Below are 17,110 nucleotides of genomic sequence, written 5' to 3' on the forward strand. Positions count from 1 at the left end.
CGTTAATAATGACCGCCAGTCATGCTGGGCTTGAACCACGTGACAGTCGGTTTGGTGGGGGATTCGTTGCCACCGGTCGAAAGAGATCGTTTCGGCCGGTCAGTACCCCGAAGGGCCCGGATGGGCCGGCGTGGAAGCCGGACCGCGGGGCGGGTTGAGTGGTCCGCGCGACCTGATGGTTCGTGCGGCGTGCCGGAAGGAAAGTGATATGAGCAAGGTCAGCGGCAGCAACGGCGGCGACTCCAAGAACACTCTCTATTGTTCATTCTGCGGCAAGAGCCAGCACGAGGTCCGCAAGCTGATTGCGGGGCCGACCGTGTTCATCTGCGATGAATGCGTCGAATTGTGCATGGACATCATCCGCGAGGAGAACAAGACCTCGATGGTCAAGTCCCGCGACGGCGTTCCCACGCCCCAGGACATCATCAAGGTTCTCGACGAATACGTCATCGGCCAGCAGCAGGCCAAGCGCATCCTTTCGGTCGCCGTGCACAATCACTACAAGCGCCTGGCGCATGCGGCAAAGGGCTCCGACGTCGAACTGGCGAAGTCCAACATCATGCTCGTCGGTCCGACCGGTTGCGGCAAGACCTATCTCGCCCAGACGCTCGCCCGCATCATCGACGTACCTTTCACGATGGCCGACGCCACGACGCTGACCGAAGCCGGCTATGTCGGTGAGGACGTCGAGAACATCATCCTGAAGCTTTTGCAGGCTGCCGACTACAACGTCGAGCGCGCCCAGCGCGGCATCGTCTATATCGACGAGGTCGACAAGATCTCGCGCAAGTCCGACAACCCGTCGATCACCCGCGACGTGTCGGGCGAGGGCGTGCAGCAGGCGCTTCTGAAGATCATGGAAGGCACGGTTGCCTCGGTTCCACCGCAGGGCGGCCGCAAGCACCCGCAGCAGGAATTCCTGCAGGTCGACACGACGAACATCCTGTTCATCTGCGGCGGCGCGTTTGCCGGTCTCGACAAGATCATCTCCGCCCGCGGCGAGAAGACCTCGATCGGCTTCGGCGCGATGGTGCGTGCGCCGGAAGACCGTCGCGTCGGCGAAGTGCTGCGCGAGCTGGAGCCGGAGGATCTCGTCAAGTTCGGCCTGATCCCGGAATTCATCGGCCGTCTGCCGGTTCTGGCGACGCTGGAGGACCTGGACGAGGACGCGCTGATCCAGATCCTTTCGGAGCCGAAGAACGCGCTCGTCAAGCAGTACCAGCGCCTGTTCGAGATGGAGGACGTAGAACTGACCTTCCACGAGGACGCGCTGCGCGAGATCGCCAAGCGTGCCATCATCCGCAAGACCGGTGCGCGCGGCCTGCGCTCGATCATGGAAAAGATCCTGCTCGATACCATGTTCGAACTGCCGACGCTGGAAGGCGTGCGCGAGGTCGTCATCTCCGACGAGGTGGTCAAGGGTGCCGCCCGTCCGCTCTACATCTACTCCGATCGTTCGGAGGAGAAGGCGAACGTATCGGCCTGATGCCGATCGCAAGACCGTGGGCCCGCACCTTGCGGGCCTGCGCCAAGGCGAAGGGTTTGAAGCCGTTCGCTCGACCGCAGTCTTTGGGTTGTAGTGACTATTCGCGATTGGCGTCCAAGACGCGGTCCGGCAAGATGCAGCATTATCGCATGGCACGGCTGCAGCAATTGCCGGTCTCGCCCGGGACAACGCTCCCGGCCGTCGCGAAAAGCGTCCCGGCTACACCTTGGCAATTGTGACCGCCGCCCGAATGTGTACGATATCAGGAAGTTGCCGTACCAAGGCTGGTGCGCGGACGCGGACGCAAGCCCCGCGACAGGTGCCGGTTCTACCGTGACTTCCCTAGGGTGAGGAAATCCATCGGGCCTGGCTGCAGCCTTGAAAAGCAGTCGATCGAAGTCCACTTGTTGGTGGAAGAAAAGTTAGCCGGATTGGCGCAACAGGGCGCTCCGGCATCAGCTCCCGGCAACGGGAAGTTGGAAAGGACATGACATGACGAAGAAAACGTCTGGCGCGAACGAAAACATGGCATTCCCGGTCCTGCCGCTGCGCGACATCGTGGTGTTTCCGCACATGATCGTGCCGCTGTTCGTTGGCCGCGAGAAGTCCATCCGCGCGCTGGAAGAGGTGATGGGGACGGACAAGCAGATCATGCTTGCCACCCAGATCAACGCCGGTGACGACGATCCGGAGCCCGATGCGATCTACAAGGTCGGCACGGTTGCGAACGTATTGCAGCTGCTCAAGCTTCCCGACGGTACCGTGAAGGTGCTGGTCGAGGGCCGCGCACGCGCCGAAATCGAAAGCTACACCGACCGCGAGGACTTCTACGAGGCGATGGCGCATGTGCTGCCGGAACCCGAAGAGGATCCGGTCGAGATCGAGGCGCTGTCGCGCTCGGTCGTCTCCGAGTTCGAGAACTACGTAAAGCTGAACAAGAAGATCTCGCCGGAAGTTGTTGGCGCTGCAAGCCAGATCGAGGATTACTCGAAGCTGGCCGATACGGTTGCCTCGCACCTTTCGATCAAGATCACCGAGAAGCAGGAGATGCTCGAGACGACCAGCGTCAAGCTGCGTCTGGAGAAGGCGCTCGGCTTCATGGAAGGCGAGATTTCCGTTCTGCAGGTCGAAAAGCGCATCCGCTCGCGCGTAAAGCGCCAGATGGAGAAGACCCAGCGCGAGTACTATCTGAACGAACAGATGAAGGCGATCCAGAAGGAACTCGGCGACGGCGAGGACGGCCGCGACGAGATGGCCGAACTGGAAGAGAAGATCGCCAAGGCCAAGCTCTCCAAGGAAGCCCGCGAGAAGGCGGATGCCGAGCTGAAGAAGCTGCGGCAGATGAGCCCGATGTCGGCGGAAGCCACCGTCGTGCGCAACTATCTCGACTGGCTGACCGGAATTCCGTGGGGCAAGAAGTCGAAGATCAAGACCGACCTCAACGCCGCGGAAAAGATTCTCGACGAGGATCATTTCGGTCTCGACAAGGTCAAGGAACGCATCGTCGAATATCTCGCCGTGCAGGCCCGTTCGACCAAGATCAAGGGGCCAATCCTGTGCCTCGTCGGTCCTCCGGGCGTCGGCAAGACCTCGCTCGCCAAGTCGATCGCCAAGGCAACCGGCCGCGAATATATCCGCATGGCGCTCGGCGGCGTGCGTGACGAGGCCGAGATCCGCGGTCACCGCCGCACCTACATCGGCTCGATGCCCGGCAAGGTCATCCAGTCGATGAAGAAGGCGAAGAAGTCCAACCCGCTCTTCCTGCTCGACGAGATCGACAAGATGGGCATGGATTTCCGTGGCGATCCGTCTTCGGCCCTGCTCGAGGTGCTCGATCCGGAACAGAACTCGACCTTCATGGACCATTACCTCGAGGTCGAATACGACCTGTCGAACGTGATGTTCGTGACGACGGCGAATACGCTGAACATCCCTGCGCCGCTAATGGACCGCATGGAAGTCATCCGTATCGCCGGCTATACTGAAGACGAGAAACGGGAGATCGCCAAGCGTCACCTTCTGCCGAAGGCGATCCGCGATCATGCGCTGCAGGAGAAGGAATTCTCCGTTACCGACGGCGCGCTGATGGCGGTGATCCAGCAGTACACCCGCGAGGCCGGTGTCCGTAACTTCGAGCGCGAATTGATGAAGCTCGCCCGCAAGGCGGTCACCGAGATCATCAAGGGCAAGACGACCAAGGTCGAGGTGACGGCGGACAACATCCACGATTTCCTGGGTGTACCGCGCTTCCGTCACGGCGAGGCCGAACGCGACGACCAGGTCGGCGTGGTCACTGGGCTTGCCTGGACCGAGGTCGGCGGCGAACTGCTGACGATCGAAGGCGTGAGCCTGCCGGGTGGCAAGGGCCGCATGACGGTCACGGGCAACCTGAAGGACGTCATGAAGGAATCGATTTCGGCGGCGGCATCCTATGTTCGCTCGCGCGCCATCGATTTCGGCATCGAGCCGCCGCGCTTCGACAAGACCGACATCCACGTGCACGTGCCGGAAGGTGCGACGCCGAAGGACGGTCCGTCGGCCGGTATAGCCATGGCAACCGCCATCGTCTCCATCATGACCGGCATCCCGGTCTCGAAGGATGTGGCGATGACGGGCGAGGTAACGCTGCGCGGCCGGGTGCTGCCGATCGGCGGCCTGAAGGAAAAGCTGCTCGCGGCCCTTCGCGGCGGCATCAAGAAGGTGCTGATCCCGGAAGAAAACGCCAAGGATCTGGCGGAGATTCCGGACAACGTGAAGAACAACATGGAGATCATTCCGGTCTCGCGGATGGGCGAGGTGATCGAACACGCCCTCGTTCGCAAGCCGGAGCCGATCGAATGGGATCCGACGACCGCCGATACGAAGGCGGTCGCACCGGTCGAATCGACCGACGACGCCGGTTCCGCCGTCGCTCATTGACGTTGGAGCCAGCGCGGGAGATTCGTCTTCTCGCAGCTAAATGAAGCGGAAGGCCGGCAGCGATGCCGGCCTTTTTCATGTAAAAGCCTGTGAAAAGCCCGGAATTTCAGCGTTTGCCGGTGAAATCCGGTTGCGGCGGGAAGGTCGATGCGTATTCTGCCCTCGACTTGGTATGAGTCGTTTCGAACCGTATGAAAGGGGTGGAAACATGAACAAGAACGAACTGGTCTCCGCAGTAGCTGAGAAGTCCGGCCTGTCGAAGACGGATGCCGCATCGGCTGTCGATGCTGTATTCGAGACGATCCAGGGCGAACTGAAGAGCGGCGGTGACGTTCGCCTCGTCGGTTTTGGCAATTTTTCCGTATCGCGTCGCGAAGCTTCGAAGGGCCGTAACCTTTCGACCGGCGCAGAGATCGACATTCCGGCGCGCAACGTGCCGAAGTTCTCGGCCGGCAAGGGTCTGAAGGACGCCGTCAACGGCTGATTGCGCAAGCTAGTTCCGATTTCGGTCGGCGTAATGGGGCCCGGTTTTCCGGGCCCTTTTTCTTTGCTGCGGACCGTCGTCAATCTGTCATCCGATCGTCATCGCGCTGTAACGGTGAGCCATCAGAACCCCGGAATTCGTTGACGCACACTTCGGAGGTTCAGATGAAATCGCATTCTCTCATAGCCGGCCTCGCCGCCGCGCTCGCTGCATCGGTGGCGCCTGCCGCCCATGCCGAGCAAGTCTTCAATCGCATTGCTTCCTTCGCCGTGGCTGACAATCTCCCCGACGGCGTTGACCGGAAGGCGCCGACGTCGTCCGAGATCATCGCTGCCACGGCCGACGGAAACACGCTCGTCTATTCCGACAGCCCGCTGAAGGCGATCGGCTTCATCGACATCACCGATGCCCGTGCGCCGAAGGCCGGCGGTACGGTTTCGTTCGAGGGCGAGCCGACCTCCGTTGCCATCGTCGGTGGCAAGGCGCTGGTCGCCGTCAATACACGCGAGAGCTACGTCAAGCCGTCCGGCATTCTGGCAACCGTCGATATCGCCGGCAGGAAGATCGACGCGAGCTGCGATCTCGGCGGTCAGCCGGACTCCATCGCCATCAACAAGGACGCGACGCTTGCCGCCATCGCCATCGAGAACGAGCGCGACGAGGATGTCAACGACGGTGCCCTGCCGCAGATGCCGGCCGGCGAACTGGTGATCGTGTCGCTGAAGGACGGTGCTCCCGACTGCGCCTCGATCAAGCATGTCGCGCTGACCGGCCTGACCGAAATCGCGCCGGAGGACCCGGAGCCCGAATTCGTCTCCTTCAACAGCCGCGACGAGATCGTCGTCACGCTGCAGGAAAACAACCATATCGTGATCGTCGACGGCAAGTCCGGCACGGTGAAGTCGCATTTCTCCGCCGGCACGGTCGATCTGAAGAACATCGACACGAAGAAGGACGGCGCAATCGCCTTCACCGGCAAGAAGGATGCACAGAAGCGCGAGCCCGACGCGGTCAAGTGGCTCGACGATGATCGCCTCGTGATTGCCAATGAGGGCGACTGGGAAGGCGGCAGCCGCGGCTTCACCATCTTCGACCAGACCGGCAAGATGCTCTACGAAAGTGGCCCGTCCTTGGAGTATGCGATCGCCTCCATCGGCCACTATCCCGACAAGCGCAACTCCAAGGGCGTCGAGCCGGAAGGCCTGGAAGCAGCGAAGTTCGGCGACGATAACCTGTTCTTCGTCCTGTCGGAGCGGGCCTCGATCGTCGGCGTCTACAAGGATACCGGCGGCGAGCCGGAACTGCTGCAACTGCTGCCGTCCGGCGTCGGCCCGGAAGGCGCTGTCGCCATTCCCGGCCGCAACCTGTTCGTGACGGCGAACGAGACCGATCTGGGCGAGGACGGTGGCCCCCGCTCTCACGTCATGATCTATGAGCGCGGCGAAGGTACCGCCGCCTATCCGCAGATCCGCTCCGCTGACAAGGACGGGCTGCCGGTCGGCTTCGGCGCGCTGTCGGGCCTTGCCGCCGCGAAGGACGAGCCGGGCAAGCTCTTTGCCGTCAGCGACTCGTTCTATTCGTCCGATCCGGCAATCTTCACGATCGACGCCACGCAGACACCGGCACTCATCACCGAGAAGCTGACGATCACCCGCGACGGTGCGCCGGCCCAGAAGCTGGACCTCGAAGGTATTGCCAATGACGGAGAGGGCGGCTTCTGGCTCGCCTCCGAGGGCAATGCCGACAAGCTTTATGCGCATGCCATCATCAACGTGAACAAGAAGGGCGAGATCAAGAAGGAGATCGCCATTCCGGCCGAACTTCGCGCCGGCGAAACCCGTTTTGGCTTCGAGGGTGTCACCACCGTCGGCGAAGGCGACGACATGGTTCTCTGGATGGCGGTGCAGCGCGAGTGGAAGGACGACGAGAAGGGCTCCGTGAAGCTCGTTTCCTACAAGCCTTCGACCGAGGAATGGGGCGCCGTCCGCTATCCGCTGGAGAAGGCCGATGGCGGCTGGGTCGGCCTCTCGGAAATCACCGTGAACGGCGACTATGCCTATGTCATCGAGCGGGACAACCTGGTCGGCAAGGATGCGAAGCTGAAGAAGCTTTACCGCGTCGCCCTGGCCGATCTCAAGCCGGCCAAGCTCGGCGGCGAATTGCCCGTGGTGAAGAAGGAAGAGGTGCGCGACCTCATTCCTGATCTGAAGGCGCTCAACGGTTATGTCGTCGACAAGGTCGAAGGCTTCACCATCGACGCGGCTGGTAATGGCTATGTCGTGACCGACAATGACGGGGTGGATGGCTCGTCCGGCGAGACACTGTTCTTCGGTGTCGGCCCGGTCAATGCGATGTGATCAACTCCTGCAGGGTTGAATAGGCAAGAGGCCGGAAGCATCGCTTCCGGCCTCTTCGCATTTGGAGTCTGCCGATGTCGTGGCTTATTCAATCAGGGGTTTGTGGCTACACGTGGCTCGAGGATCTGGCTCGCCGTCTCGTCGCGTTCGCGCTGCAGTTCCACCGTCCGGGCGCTGAGACACTCGAGAATCTCGGCGAGCTGACTTTTCTGATCCTCGTTGAGAACGTCGAAGATGCAGTGGATGATCTTCTGCTTGGGTTCCAGCGCCGCGTTCATCACGGTGCGTCCCGTCTCTGTGATCGACACGATCTTCGCGCGCCGGTCTTTCGGATCGGGCTCCCTCACCACCAGCTTGTCCCGCTCCAGCCCGTCGATCGCCTCTGTCACGGTGCGCGGCGCAAAGCCCAGCGCAGCCGCGATATCGGTGGAACGCTGCGGGCCTTCGCAGGAGAGAAGGAAGAGAAACTTGCTGCGCGCAAGTGATACGCCTTCATCCATCATGCATTCGTTCACCAGGCGGCTGACCTGATGGTAGAGCTTGAACATTCCCTGCGAGATTTCCAGCGTATCTGTCATGGCGACACTGTATATATAGTGAGGGACCATGTCAAAAGAATTGAAGCGCCTTTCGTGAAGAATGGATCGATTTATTGAACAATGGTTCAGATCGCGACTCGGCGTGTTGCAATATTCGGGCGTGAATAAGCTGGTGACTGTTCCGGCAGGCCATTGACCATCGGCCAATGCCTGCGGGAAGGTCGGTCATGCCCTTTCGTTTCGTGCACACCGCCGACCTGCATCTGGATTCGCCGATCGCTTCGCTCGCCTTGCGCAACGCCGAACTGGCCGAGCTTGTGCGGGGGGCGACGCGGCGGACGCTTGAACGGATCGTCGACCTTGCCATCAGCGAGGAGGCTGATGCCCTCGTCGTCGCCGGCGATCTCTATGACGGTGCGCAGACATCGATGTCCACAGCCCTTTTCCTCGTCGCGCAGATGCGGCGGCTGCAGGCTGCGGGCATTCGCGTCTTCATCATCCGTGGCAATCACGATGCCCAGTCGCAAATCACCCGGGAGCTGACGTTTCCGGACAATGTCCATGTCTTCGATGGGCGAGGGCGGCCCGTGAAGGCAGGCATGCTTGCGAACGGCCGCGAGGTCCACATGCACGGTATCAGCTTCGGCCAGCCGCACGCTCCCGCAAGCCTGCTGCCGTCCTATCGCGCGCCGGTCGCGGATGCGATCAATATCGGCCTGATGCATACGAGCCTTGCCGGTTCCGCCCGCCACGACAACTATGCGCCCGCCAGCATCGCCGACCTTGCGGCGCACGGCTTCGACTACTGGGCACTCGGGCATATCCACCAGCGGGCCGTCCATATGGAACGACCATTTGTCGTCATGCCAGGCATTCCGCAGGGACGTGACATCAACGAGGCCGGCTCGAAATCCGTCACCCTCGTCACGATAGACGAGGAGGGCACGTTTTCTCTCGATGAGCGCTTTCTGGCGATCGCCGCCTTCGAGCGCGTGACGGTGGACATTGCCGGTATCGAAGAATGGCAGGCCATGTTGCGGGCGGTGCGCCAGCAACTGGCGCAGGCAAAGCACGATGTGCATGCGGACCACCTCGTCTGCCGCCTGACCCTTGCCGGTACGACGCCGCTCGCCTGGCGCCTGCAGCGCGATCAGGACCTGCTGGCGGCGGAATTGCAGGCGGTCGCAGACGGTATCGGCGGCTGCTGGATCGAATCCGTGGAGCTTGCCGTAGGCCGCGCTATTGAAGAGCGATCCGGCGAGGACGTCGGCGCGCTTGCCGAACTCGGGGCGATCATCGAGCGCGATATCCTTCCCACGCACGCTTACAGGACAGAGTTGCGCGAGACGCTGACCGGCCTGATGGCGCAGCTGCCGCGGGAGGTGCGCGACCTCTTGGGGGCGGACGAGGAAGGGGAAGAGGCGCTGCTGGCACTCGTCTCGGCGCGCGGTGCGGCCGAGATCCTGCCGAAGCTGGCGTCCGGCGGCGATGGGGAAACCGCCTGATGCGCCTGAACCGCCTCGATCTTGCCCGCTATGGCAAGTTTACCGACAAGAGCCTGGACTTCGGCCCGGCGCGACCGGGGATATCCGATTTTCACCTGGTCTACGGACCGAACGAGGCCGGCAAGTCGACGCTGTTTTCCGCCTATCTCGATCTTCTCTTCGGCATCGAGACGCAAAGCGCCTACGGCTTCCTTCATCCCTATCCGACGATGCGGGTCGGCGGCGACCTCACGATCGGCACGGAACGCCACGAGGTGGCGCGGCTGAAGCGGCGGCAGGGCTCGCTCGTCGCCGCGGATGACAGGCCCTTGCCGGACGCGCTCTTCGCCGCGGCGCTGGGGGGCATGGACCGTCAGGCCTACCAGCTGATGTTCTCGCTCGATGACGACAGCATCGAGCGGGGTGGCGAAAGCATCCTCAAGAGCGAGGGCGAACTGGGGGCGCTGCTCTTCTCGGCAAGTTCCGGCCTTTCGGGCGTCGGCGCGGGGCTGGAACGCCTGAAGGCCGAGGCCGACGCCTTTTTCCGGCCGCAGGGCCGCAAGCACCGGCTTTCGGCGATGAAGGCGGAAATCGAGGAACTCAAGGAAAAGCGCAGGCACGTCGATGTCGCCGCGCGGGAATACGGCGCCCTGACCCGCCAGCTGGAAGCCTCCACCGCAGCCTATGACGATGCGTTTCAAAAGCGCGGCGAGGCCAGGCGGCAGCTCGACGAGATTGAGCGCAAGCTGGCCGCGATGCCGCTGCTGCACCGGCTTCGCGCCTTTCGCGCCCAGCTGGATGCCTACGATCTTGGAGAAACGCCGCCGCGGGAGTGGACGGCGGCCGTCAATCAGCTGATGCTGCAGGAGGCCGAATTGGCCGCCCGCCGCGAAAGCCTCCTTGCCGAGCTTGCACAGCGGCGACAGGCTCTGGAAGGCTTTCCTCCGGATCCGCCGGTCCTGCTGCTCGAGGCCGATATCGTCGATCTCGCGGGTTCGGATCTGGAGGCGCGCTACCGCACCGCCCGCATCGATCTCGACGGGCGGATCGGCGAACGCGAACGCATCGATGCGGAAATCGCCGAGAAGCGCATCCTGCTCGGCATTCCCTCGGGGCTCGACACGCTCTCCCTCATGCTGCCGGCGGATCGCGCGGAGGCGCTGTCGAGCCTTGCCGCATCCCGCTCGGGCATCGACGAACGGCTCGCGGCGGCAAGGCGGGAGGAAGAGGAGGCAGTTCGCGCCCTCGCGGTGACGGAGGAAAAGGCCGAACATGCCGGCGCTTCCGATGAAGCGCCTGACGGCGACGCGGCGCGCGACGGCCTGACAAGGCTGATCCGGCTGGGGCGCCAGAATGCCGCGCGCCTGCGCGAGGCCGAACGCGACGTCGCAGCCGCGAGGCAGGCGTCATCTTCCGCGCTTGCCAATCTGTCGTGGCGTGCTGATCTGGAGGCATTGCGCGCGCTCGACGTACCGGGGCGCGAGATGATCGATACCCTGCGGCAGGCGATCCGCCGCCATATCGAAACGGTCGCCCAGATTGACGAGCAGATCCGTTTGACCGAGCGGGATCAGTCCGGCCGACGCGCGGGCCTGGAGCGCATGCGCCGCTCGGAGCCGCTGATCGGCGATGAGGATGCCATGGTTTTGCGCGCGCGGCGCGACGCGGCCTGGCGGGCGCATCGTGCAGCCCTGGATGCGACCTCGGCCCATCACTTCGAGACGGTGATGCTGGACGATGATCGCGCCGCCGCGCAACGCCTGGCGCAGGCCGGCAGGCTTTCGGAGATGCGGCTGGCCGAAAAGACGATTGCCGAGGGCGAGGCGCGGCTGGAAGCACTGCAGGACGAACTTAGGCGCGTCGCCAGCGACGGTTTCGCGGCAATTGCGCGGACCGAAGCGATCATATCGCGCTGCGGCCTGCCGGTCGCAGTTACACATCTGACCCGGGGAGCATCGGCGGGCAACCGTGCGGGCAGGCTTGCCACCGCATCGCTCGGTGCCGCCGCCGTCTCCCGATCGGAAGACAGTGTCGATGAGGAACCGGATGCCGTCGCCGGTGCGCTGGAAACCGCTCTTGGTGAACTGGAGAGGATCGAACGCTGGCTTGAACGCCGCGCCGTTGCTCTGGCGGATGCCGAACTCGCGTCCGAGCGGGAGGCGGGTTTCGAGCTCGCCGAGCGGGAGGCAAGGGTGCTTGCGCATCGCCTTGCCGCCGCGCTCGGGGTGCGTGAGCCTGATGCGGTCTCAACGGCAGTGCTGGACGAGCTTCTCGATCTCGCGCAGGAACGCGCCGATGCGCTTGCCGACAGCACCGCCCGTAGGCAGGCGGCCGCCGAGGCACATCGATCGGCGAAGCAGCGTCTTGCGGAGCGCACGGCGGCCCTGAGGGTGGCGCAGGCTGCGGTCGAGGACTGGCGCGCGGCATGGGACGCCGCCTGCGAGGACACCTGGCTTTCCGCGGCGGGCATCAAGGGTGATGCCGCACGCGCGGGCGAGCGCCTCCCGCTCATTCATGCGCTCTCGCGCCTGGTGGAGGCGCGCCGCGATCTCGACCGCCGCATCGACGGCATGCGCCGCGACGAGGCGGACTATCGCCGCCGTGCAACCGATCTGGCGGCGCGGGCCGGTGACGAGCCGGCCGCCGATCCGCTCGGCACGGTCAAGGCGCTTTCCGATCGCCTCCAGCGCGCCCGGGACATGCAGGCGCGCCGCAAGGCCCTCGATGCCGAGCTCGAGCGGCTGGAGAAGGAGCATGCGGCCGTGGAGGACCGAAGCGCGATCCATGACCAGCGTACGCGCGATATCTGCGGCGCGCTCGGTTGCGAGACGCTTTCGGAGGCCTCGTTTGCACTGGAGCGCTACAGGGAGCGCGAGGAACTGAGGCAGCGCGTCGACGATACCGCCCACGATCTCGCCCGACAGATGCTGGCGGGAAGCGCGGAGGAAGCCGAAGCGGCGTTGATCGCCACCGACGAAGCTGAACTCCTTGCCGAGAAGGATCGCCTGCGCGCCGTCCACGAGGACAGGGATGCAGAGGTTAGCGAGGCGCATGCCGCAAGGATCAAGGCGAATGAGCAGCTGGCCGCGATCGGTGCCGACGGCACGGCGGCCATGCTGGAAGAACAGCGCCGCACACTCCTTGAGGACCTCGCAGAAAGAGCCAAGGGCTACCTTGCAAGCCGCGCCGGTATCCTTGCGGCCGAAGCCGCGCTGCGGCTCTACCGCGAACGTCATCGCAGCGCGATGATGCGCCATGCCTCGGACGCGTTCCGCACGATCAGCGGCGGGGAATATGCAGGTCTCGCCACCGTCGTGGAGAAGGATCACGAAATTCTGGTGGCGACGGCAGCCGCCGGAGGCACAAAGCTTGCGCGCGAGCTTTCCAAGGGGACGCGCTTCCAGCTCTATCTGGCGCTGCGTGTCGCCGGCTATCACGAGATCGCCGCCAATCGCGAGATCCTGCCCTTCGTGGCCGACGATATCATGGAGACCTTCGACGACGGCCGGTCGCTTAACACCTTCCGTCTGATGGCGGAGATGTCGAAGGTGGGGCAGGTGATCTACCTCACGCACCACCAGCATCTGCGCGACATTGCCCGTGAGGCTTGCCCGGACGTCGTCATACACGAGCTTTGAACTCGCCGCTTCGCGTTCATGTCGGCGTCGTCTCGTCTCAGAGCATGAATTGCCGCAGGAGCAGCAGGAACGCCAGGGTTGCGGCAACGATCGCGCCGCCCACGACGATGATCGCGACGACCGCGAAGATGAGGCCCGCGATCACCCACGCCCCGTCGCGCTCCAGAATGCCGAAGGCGGCAAGCGAAATCGCCAGCGCCGGCAGGATGTTGCCGAGCGGCATCGGCAGGAAGAGGATCACCGCAAGCACAAGACAGACCGCGCCGACGAAATACTCGGCGGGCGGTGTCGTCAAATAGCTCATTCTCGGGCGAAGCAGGCGCTCGGCGCGCTGCAGCCAGGGCTGGAGCCGCCCGACGATCGCTGCGAAGTCCTTCGTCAGCATCGACCGGTTGGAGATCACTTGCGGCAGCCAGGGCTTCAGGCCGACCGTCATCTGCGCGGTCAGCACGACCAGCGGAGCACCGAGAATGGCCGAGGTGCCGGGCGGCGTCGGCAGGATGTTCGGCAGCGCAAAGATCAGCATCAATGCGCCGAAGGCGCGATCGCCCATGGCGGCGAGGATGTCGCCAACGGATATCCTCTCGCGTGCAGTGTCGTCGGCAAGCTCGCTCAGGATGGTCGAGAAACGGCGTCGTGGCGGTTCGGAGGCCCCTGCTGCCTCGTTCGAGAACTCGTCTCCGGGCGTTTCGTCGATCATCGGTACCCTTGTACTGGCAGCGCCGGCTGCGAGGTTACGCCGGCGAAGTGACCGCAATGTAACGGCTGATGGCGGTCGATTGCGGAGGTCCGCATATGGGGCCTGTTCCGCAAATCGCAAAATCACAGTTGCGTTTCTCCGGCTGTGGCGCGATTCTGTCGCAGGCGTTTGTGTTGTCCGCATGGCTGTCGACATGCAGATGGCCGAAACATGGTCCTTCGTCTCTCGGAGATAGGCGCCGGGGTTGACTTGACGGACCGCCGATGGTTCTTGGCACGGTGCTTCGGTCCGAACCGAAGCGGCAACGGGCGAACGGCATGACCAATGGGCAGTACAGCGGCGTGACGGAACGGCAGCGGGGTTTCCTCGGTGCGTTGCTCCTCATGCTTGCCCTCGTCGTCGGCCAGTTCGTCACGCTGGAACGCAAGATCTCCTTCCGGTCATCGGCCGATCCGTCCGTTTCGCGCTCGGCAGCCGAAAAGCTGGCGCAACGCAACGCGCCGCTGCCGCGTTCGGCCGGCGGCGGAACGAGCAGCGGCGACAACTGGCACATGGCCGGCAGCAGCACGGATCGGCGCGTCTTCAAGGTGAAGCCGACGGGTACTGGCGGGGATCCTTTCCCTGATGTCGCCCTTCTGGCCACGGACGCCCCGGGCATCGGTCTATCGAAGACCGGAGAAGCCAAGGTGCTGGCGCGCGTCGGTCCGGTGCCGGCAGGCACGCCGCGGCATCAGTTCGAGGGCAGGGCGCCTCCAGCCCTGATCCTGTGACGGCCTTCTGAGGCCGGCTTCGGCGCGCGCGCCGATTTTTCCATCAGTTACCGGAGCGGAACGGCCAAGGGCTCGGCGCTCCATCGCACATGAAGCGGATTATTCCATGCGCACATCCAAATGGGCCCTCCTGGCCTATATTGCCATCATCCTTTTCGGCGTCCTGACCGCCGTACCCAATATCCTGACGCCATCGCAGCTTGAGCGTTTCGGCGGATACCTGCCGGCAAAGCCCGTTACCCTCGGCCTCGACCTGAAGGGCGGCTCGCACCTCGTTCTGGAAGTGGATTCGGCGGCGCTGACGAAGGCGCGCATGGACGTGCTGCTGAACGATGTTCGCGGCATCTTGCGCACCGCCGGCGAACGTGCCTCCGCGGCGCGCCTGAACGGCGACGCGCTGGTCATCACGCTTACCGACCAGGCGGCCTTCGACAAGGTCCTGCCCGAAGTGCGCAAGCTCGCCGCCCCCACGGGGACGCTTGGCTTCGGTGGCGGAACGTCCGACATCGACGTCCAGACGTCCGGCACGACGATCACCGTCAAGCTCACCGAGGCGGGCCTCAACGACCGGATGACGGCGGCCGTGGACCAGAGCCTCGAGATCATCCGGCGCCGCGTCGACCAGGTGGGCGTGGCCGAGCCGCTGATCCAGCGCGTCGGCAGCGACCGCATCCTCGTCCAGCTTCCCGGCCTGCAGGATCCTACCCGGTTGCGCCAGCTTCTCGGCTCCACCGCACAGATGAGCTTCCATATGCTGGATTCGTCGGTCGATCCCAACGGGGTAGCGCCGCGCGGCGTGACGATCCTGCCGGGTGCCAACGACGGCAACAAATATGCAATCGAGGACCGCGTCGCCATTTCCGGCGACCGGCTTGCCGATGCCAAGGCCGGCTTCGACCAGCGCACCAACGAGCCGATCGTCTCCTTCACCTTTGATTCGACCGGTGCGCGCCAGTTCGGCGAAATCACCAAGGCCAATGTCGGCCGTCCCTTTGCGATCGTCCTTGACGGCAAGGTGCTGACTGCGCCTGTGATCCGTGAGCCGATCCTCGGCGGCCAGGGACAGATCAGCGGGAACTTCACCCCGCAGGAAGCCACCGTTCTCTCCGCGCTGCTGCGTTCGGGCGCTCTGCCCGCGCCGCTGACGATCATCGAGGAGCGTACCGTAGGCCCGAACCTCGGCAGCGACTCGATCCGCATGGGCCTCTACACCGGTCTTGCCGGTCTCGCTCTCGTCGTCGTCATGATGGTCGGCCTCTATAGCGCCTGGGGCCTGATCGCCGTCGTCGGTCTGGTCCTGCACACGGTCATGACAATCGGTTTTCTCGGCCTGCTCGGCTCGACGCTGACCCTGCCCGGCATCGCCGGCATCATCCTCGGCATCGGCATGGCGGTGGATGCCAACATCCTGATCAACGCCCGTATCCGCGAGGAAACGGCCACCGGTTCCGGTGCGATGAAGGCGCTCGATGTCGGCTTCAACAAGGCCTACGCGACCATCGTCGACGGCAACATGACGACGATGGTCGGCATGATCCTGCTGTTCATGTTCGGCAGCGGCCCGGTGCGCGGCTTCGCGATCACCATGATCCTCGGCCTGGCGATTTCCATGTTCACCTCCATCACCGTCGTTCGACTGCTGATGCGTGAGGTCGTCATTCGCCGCAAGATGAAGAAGATCGAGATCCATTCGATCTTCGGTGCGGTGTGGGGCATTCCGAACTTCTCCTACATGCGGCGGCGCTACATCGCCATCGCCGTCTCGGCCTTCCTTTCGATCAGTTCGGTCATCCTGTTCCTCAAGCCGGGCCTCAACTACGGCATCGACTTCATCGGCGGTATCCAGGTCGAGGCGACGTCCAAGACGCCGATCGAGCTGGCGCCCCTGCGCGAGAAGATGGAAGGGCTGAACCTCGGCGAGGTCGCGCTGCAGGAATTCGGCCAGGGGACCTCGGTCCTCATTCGCGTCCAGCGCCAGCCCGGCGGCGAAGAGGCGCAGACGGCAGCGCTCGAGCAGATGCAGAAGGGCGTGCTCGAGGTCATTCCTGACGCGAGCTTCGAGCGCACCGAAGTTGTCGGCCCGACCGTCAGCACCGAGCTCGCCCGTTCCGGCTTCATCGCCGTAGGTCTCGGCATGCTGGCGATCCTGATCTACATCTGGTGGCGTTTCGAATGGCACTTCGCCGTCGGCGCCATCGCGACGCTGATCCTCGACGTCACCAAGATGATCGGCTTCTTCGCGCTGATGCAGATCGACTTCAACCTGACGGCCATCGCAGCCGTGCTGACGATGATCGGTTACTCGGTCAACGACAAGGTGGTGGTCTACGACCGCATGCGCGAGAACCTGCGCAAGTACAAGTCGATGCCGTTTGCCGAGCTGATCGACCTGTCGATCAACCAGGTGATCATGCGATGCATCTTCACCTCGGTTGCGGTGGCCGCGGCCCTGCTGCCGATGGCGATCTGGGGCGGGGACACGGTCAAGCCGTTCGCCTGGCCGATGGTCTTCGGCGTCATCGTCGCCACGTCCTCGTCGATCTACATCGGCGGCCCGATCCTGCTGTTCCTGTCGCGCTGGTGGACGGACCGCGAAGGCAGCCGCCTGCCGACGGCTTCGCCGGAAGGCCAGGTCATCGAACAGAAATGAGGAAAGGGGCGCTACGGCGCCCCTTTCGCTTTACTGCCGTAGCTGATCGACCTGCTGGAACGCTGAGCGCTGCCTCGAAGGCA

10 protein-coding genes are annotated in these 17,110 nt (G+C 63.8%); 8 read left to right on the top strand and 2 right to left on the bottom strand.

Annotated elements, in window-relative coordinates:
- Positions 1 to 208 precede the first annotated feature (208 nt).
- The 4 genes from clpX (at position 209) to HV823_RS04615 (ending at position 7,246) form a co-directional block, all read left to right on the top strand.
- Positions 209 to 1,486: an ATP-dependent Clp protease ATP-binding subunit ClpX gene (gene clpX, locus HV823_RS04600; protein WP_176948547.1), complete on the top strand. Its 1,278-nt coding sequence runs from the start codon at positions 209 to 211 to the stop codon at positions 1,484 to 1,486.
- Positions 1,487 to 1,978: 492 nt separating this feature from the next.
- On the top strand, positions 1,979 to 4,405 hold the full coding sequence (lon, locus tag HV823_RS04605) for an endopeptidase La (protein WP_176948548.1): 2,427 nt from the start codon (positions 1,979 to 1,981) through the stop codon (positions 4,403 to 4,405).
- A gap of 208 nt (positions 4,406 to 4,613) precedes the next feature.
- On the top strand, positions 4,614 to 4,889 hold the full coding sequence (gene hupB, locus HV823_RS04610; RefSeq protein WP_097138904.1) for a DNA-binding protein HupB: 276 nt from the start codon (positions 4,614 to 4,616) through the stop codon (positions 4,887 to 4,889).
- Positions 4,890 to 5,053: 164 nt separating this feature from the next.
- Positions 5,054 to 7,246, top strand: coding sequence for an esterase-like activity of phytase family protein (locus HV823_RS04615; RefSeq protein ID WP_176948549.1), 2,193 nt, complete (start codon positions 5,054 to 5,056; stop codon positions 7,244 to 7,246).
- A 92-nt stretch (positions 7,247 to 7,338) separates the two neighbouring features.
- Here the strand turns inward: HV823_RS04615 and HV823_RS04620 are convergent, their stop codons facing one another.
- Positions 7,339 to 7,824, bottom strand: coding sequence for a MarR family winged helix-turn-helix transcriptional regulator (locus HV823_RS04620; RefSeq protein ID WP_176948550.1), 486 nt, complete (start codon positions 7,822 to 7,824; stop codon positions 7,339 to 7,341).
- Between the two features lie 188 nt (positions 7,825 to 8,012).
- Here HV823_RS04620 and HV823_RS04625 point away from each other — a divergent pair, with 188 nt between their 5' ends.
- Together HV823_RS04625 and HV823_RS04630 are read left to right on the top strand one after the other, a co-directional pair.
- Positions 8,013 to 9,290 carry a DNA repair exonuclease gene (locus tag HV823_RS04625; RefSeq protein ID WP_176948551.1) on the top strand — a complete coding sequence of 426 codons (1,278 nt, stop codon included), beginning with the start codon at positions 8,013 to 8,015 and terminating at the stop codon, positions 9,288 to 9,290.
- Complete coding sequence (locus HV823_RS04630; RefSeq protein WP_176948552.1) at positions 9,290 to 12,907, top strand: ATP-binding protein; 3,618 nt, start codon at positions 9,290 to 9,292, stop codon at positions 12,905 to 12,907. Before HV823_RS04625 ends, HV823_RS04630 begins: the two co-directional genes overlap by 1 nt.
- 37 nt (positions 12,908 to 12,944) lie before the next feature.
- On the opposite strand, the gene HV823_RS04635 is transcribed toward HV823_RS04630, so the two are convergent.
- On the bottom strand, positions 12,945 to 13,523 hold the full coding sequence (locus HV823_RS04635) for an exopolysaccharide biosynthesis protein (protein ID WP_210270707.1): 579 nt from the start codon (positions 13,521 to 13,523) through the stop codon (positions 12,945 to 12,947).
- A 401-nt stretch (positions 13,524 to 13,924) separates the two neighbouring features.
- On the opposite strand from HV823_RS04635, the gene HV823_RS04640 reads away from it, so the two are divergent.
- Both HV823_RS04640 and secD read left to right on the top strand, forming a co-directional pair.
- Positions 13,925 to 14,377: a hypothetical protein gene (locus HV823_RS04640; protein WP_176948554.1), complete on the top strand. Its 453-nt coding sequence runs from the start codon at positions 13,925 to 13,927 to the stop codon at positions 14,375 to 14,377.
- A 106-nt stretch (positions 14,378 to 14,483) separates the two neighbouring features.
- Entirely contained in the window at positions 14,484 to 17,027 is a 2,544-nt protein-coding gene (gene secD, locus HV823_RS04645) for a protein translocase subunit SecD (protein WP_176948555.1), read from the top strand.
- Positions 17,028 to 17,110: the final 83 nt, after the last annotated feature.

The sequence above is a fragment of the Mycoplana rhizolycopersici genome, from assembly GCF_013378445.1.
GTDB classification, from domain to species: Bacteria; Pseudomonadota; Alphaproteobacteria; order Rhizobiales; family Rhizobiaceae; genus Mycoplana; species Mycoplana rhizolycopersici.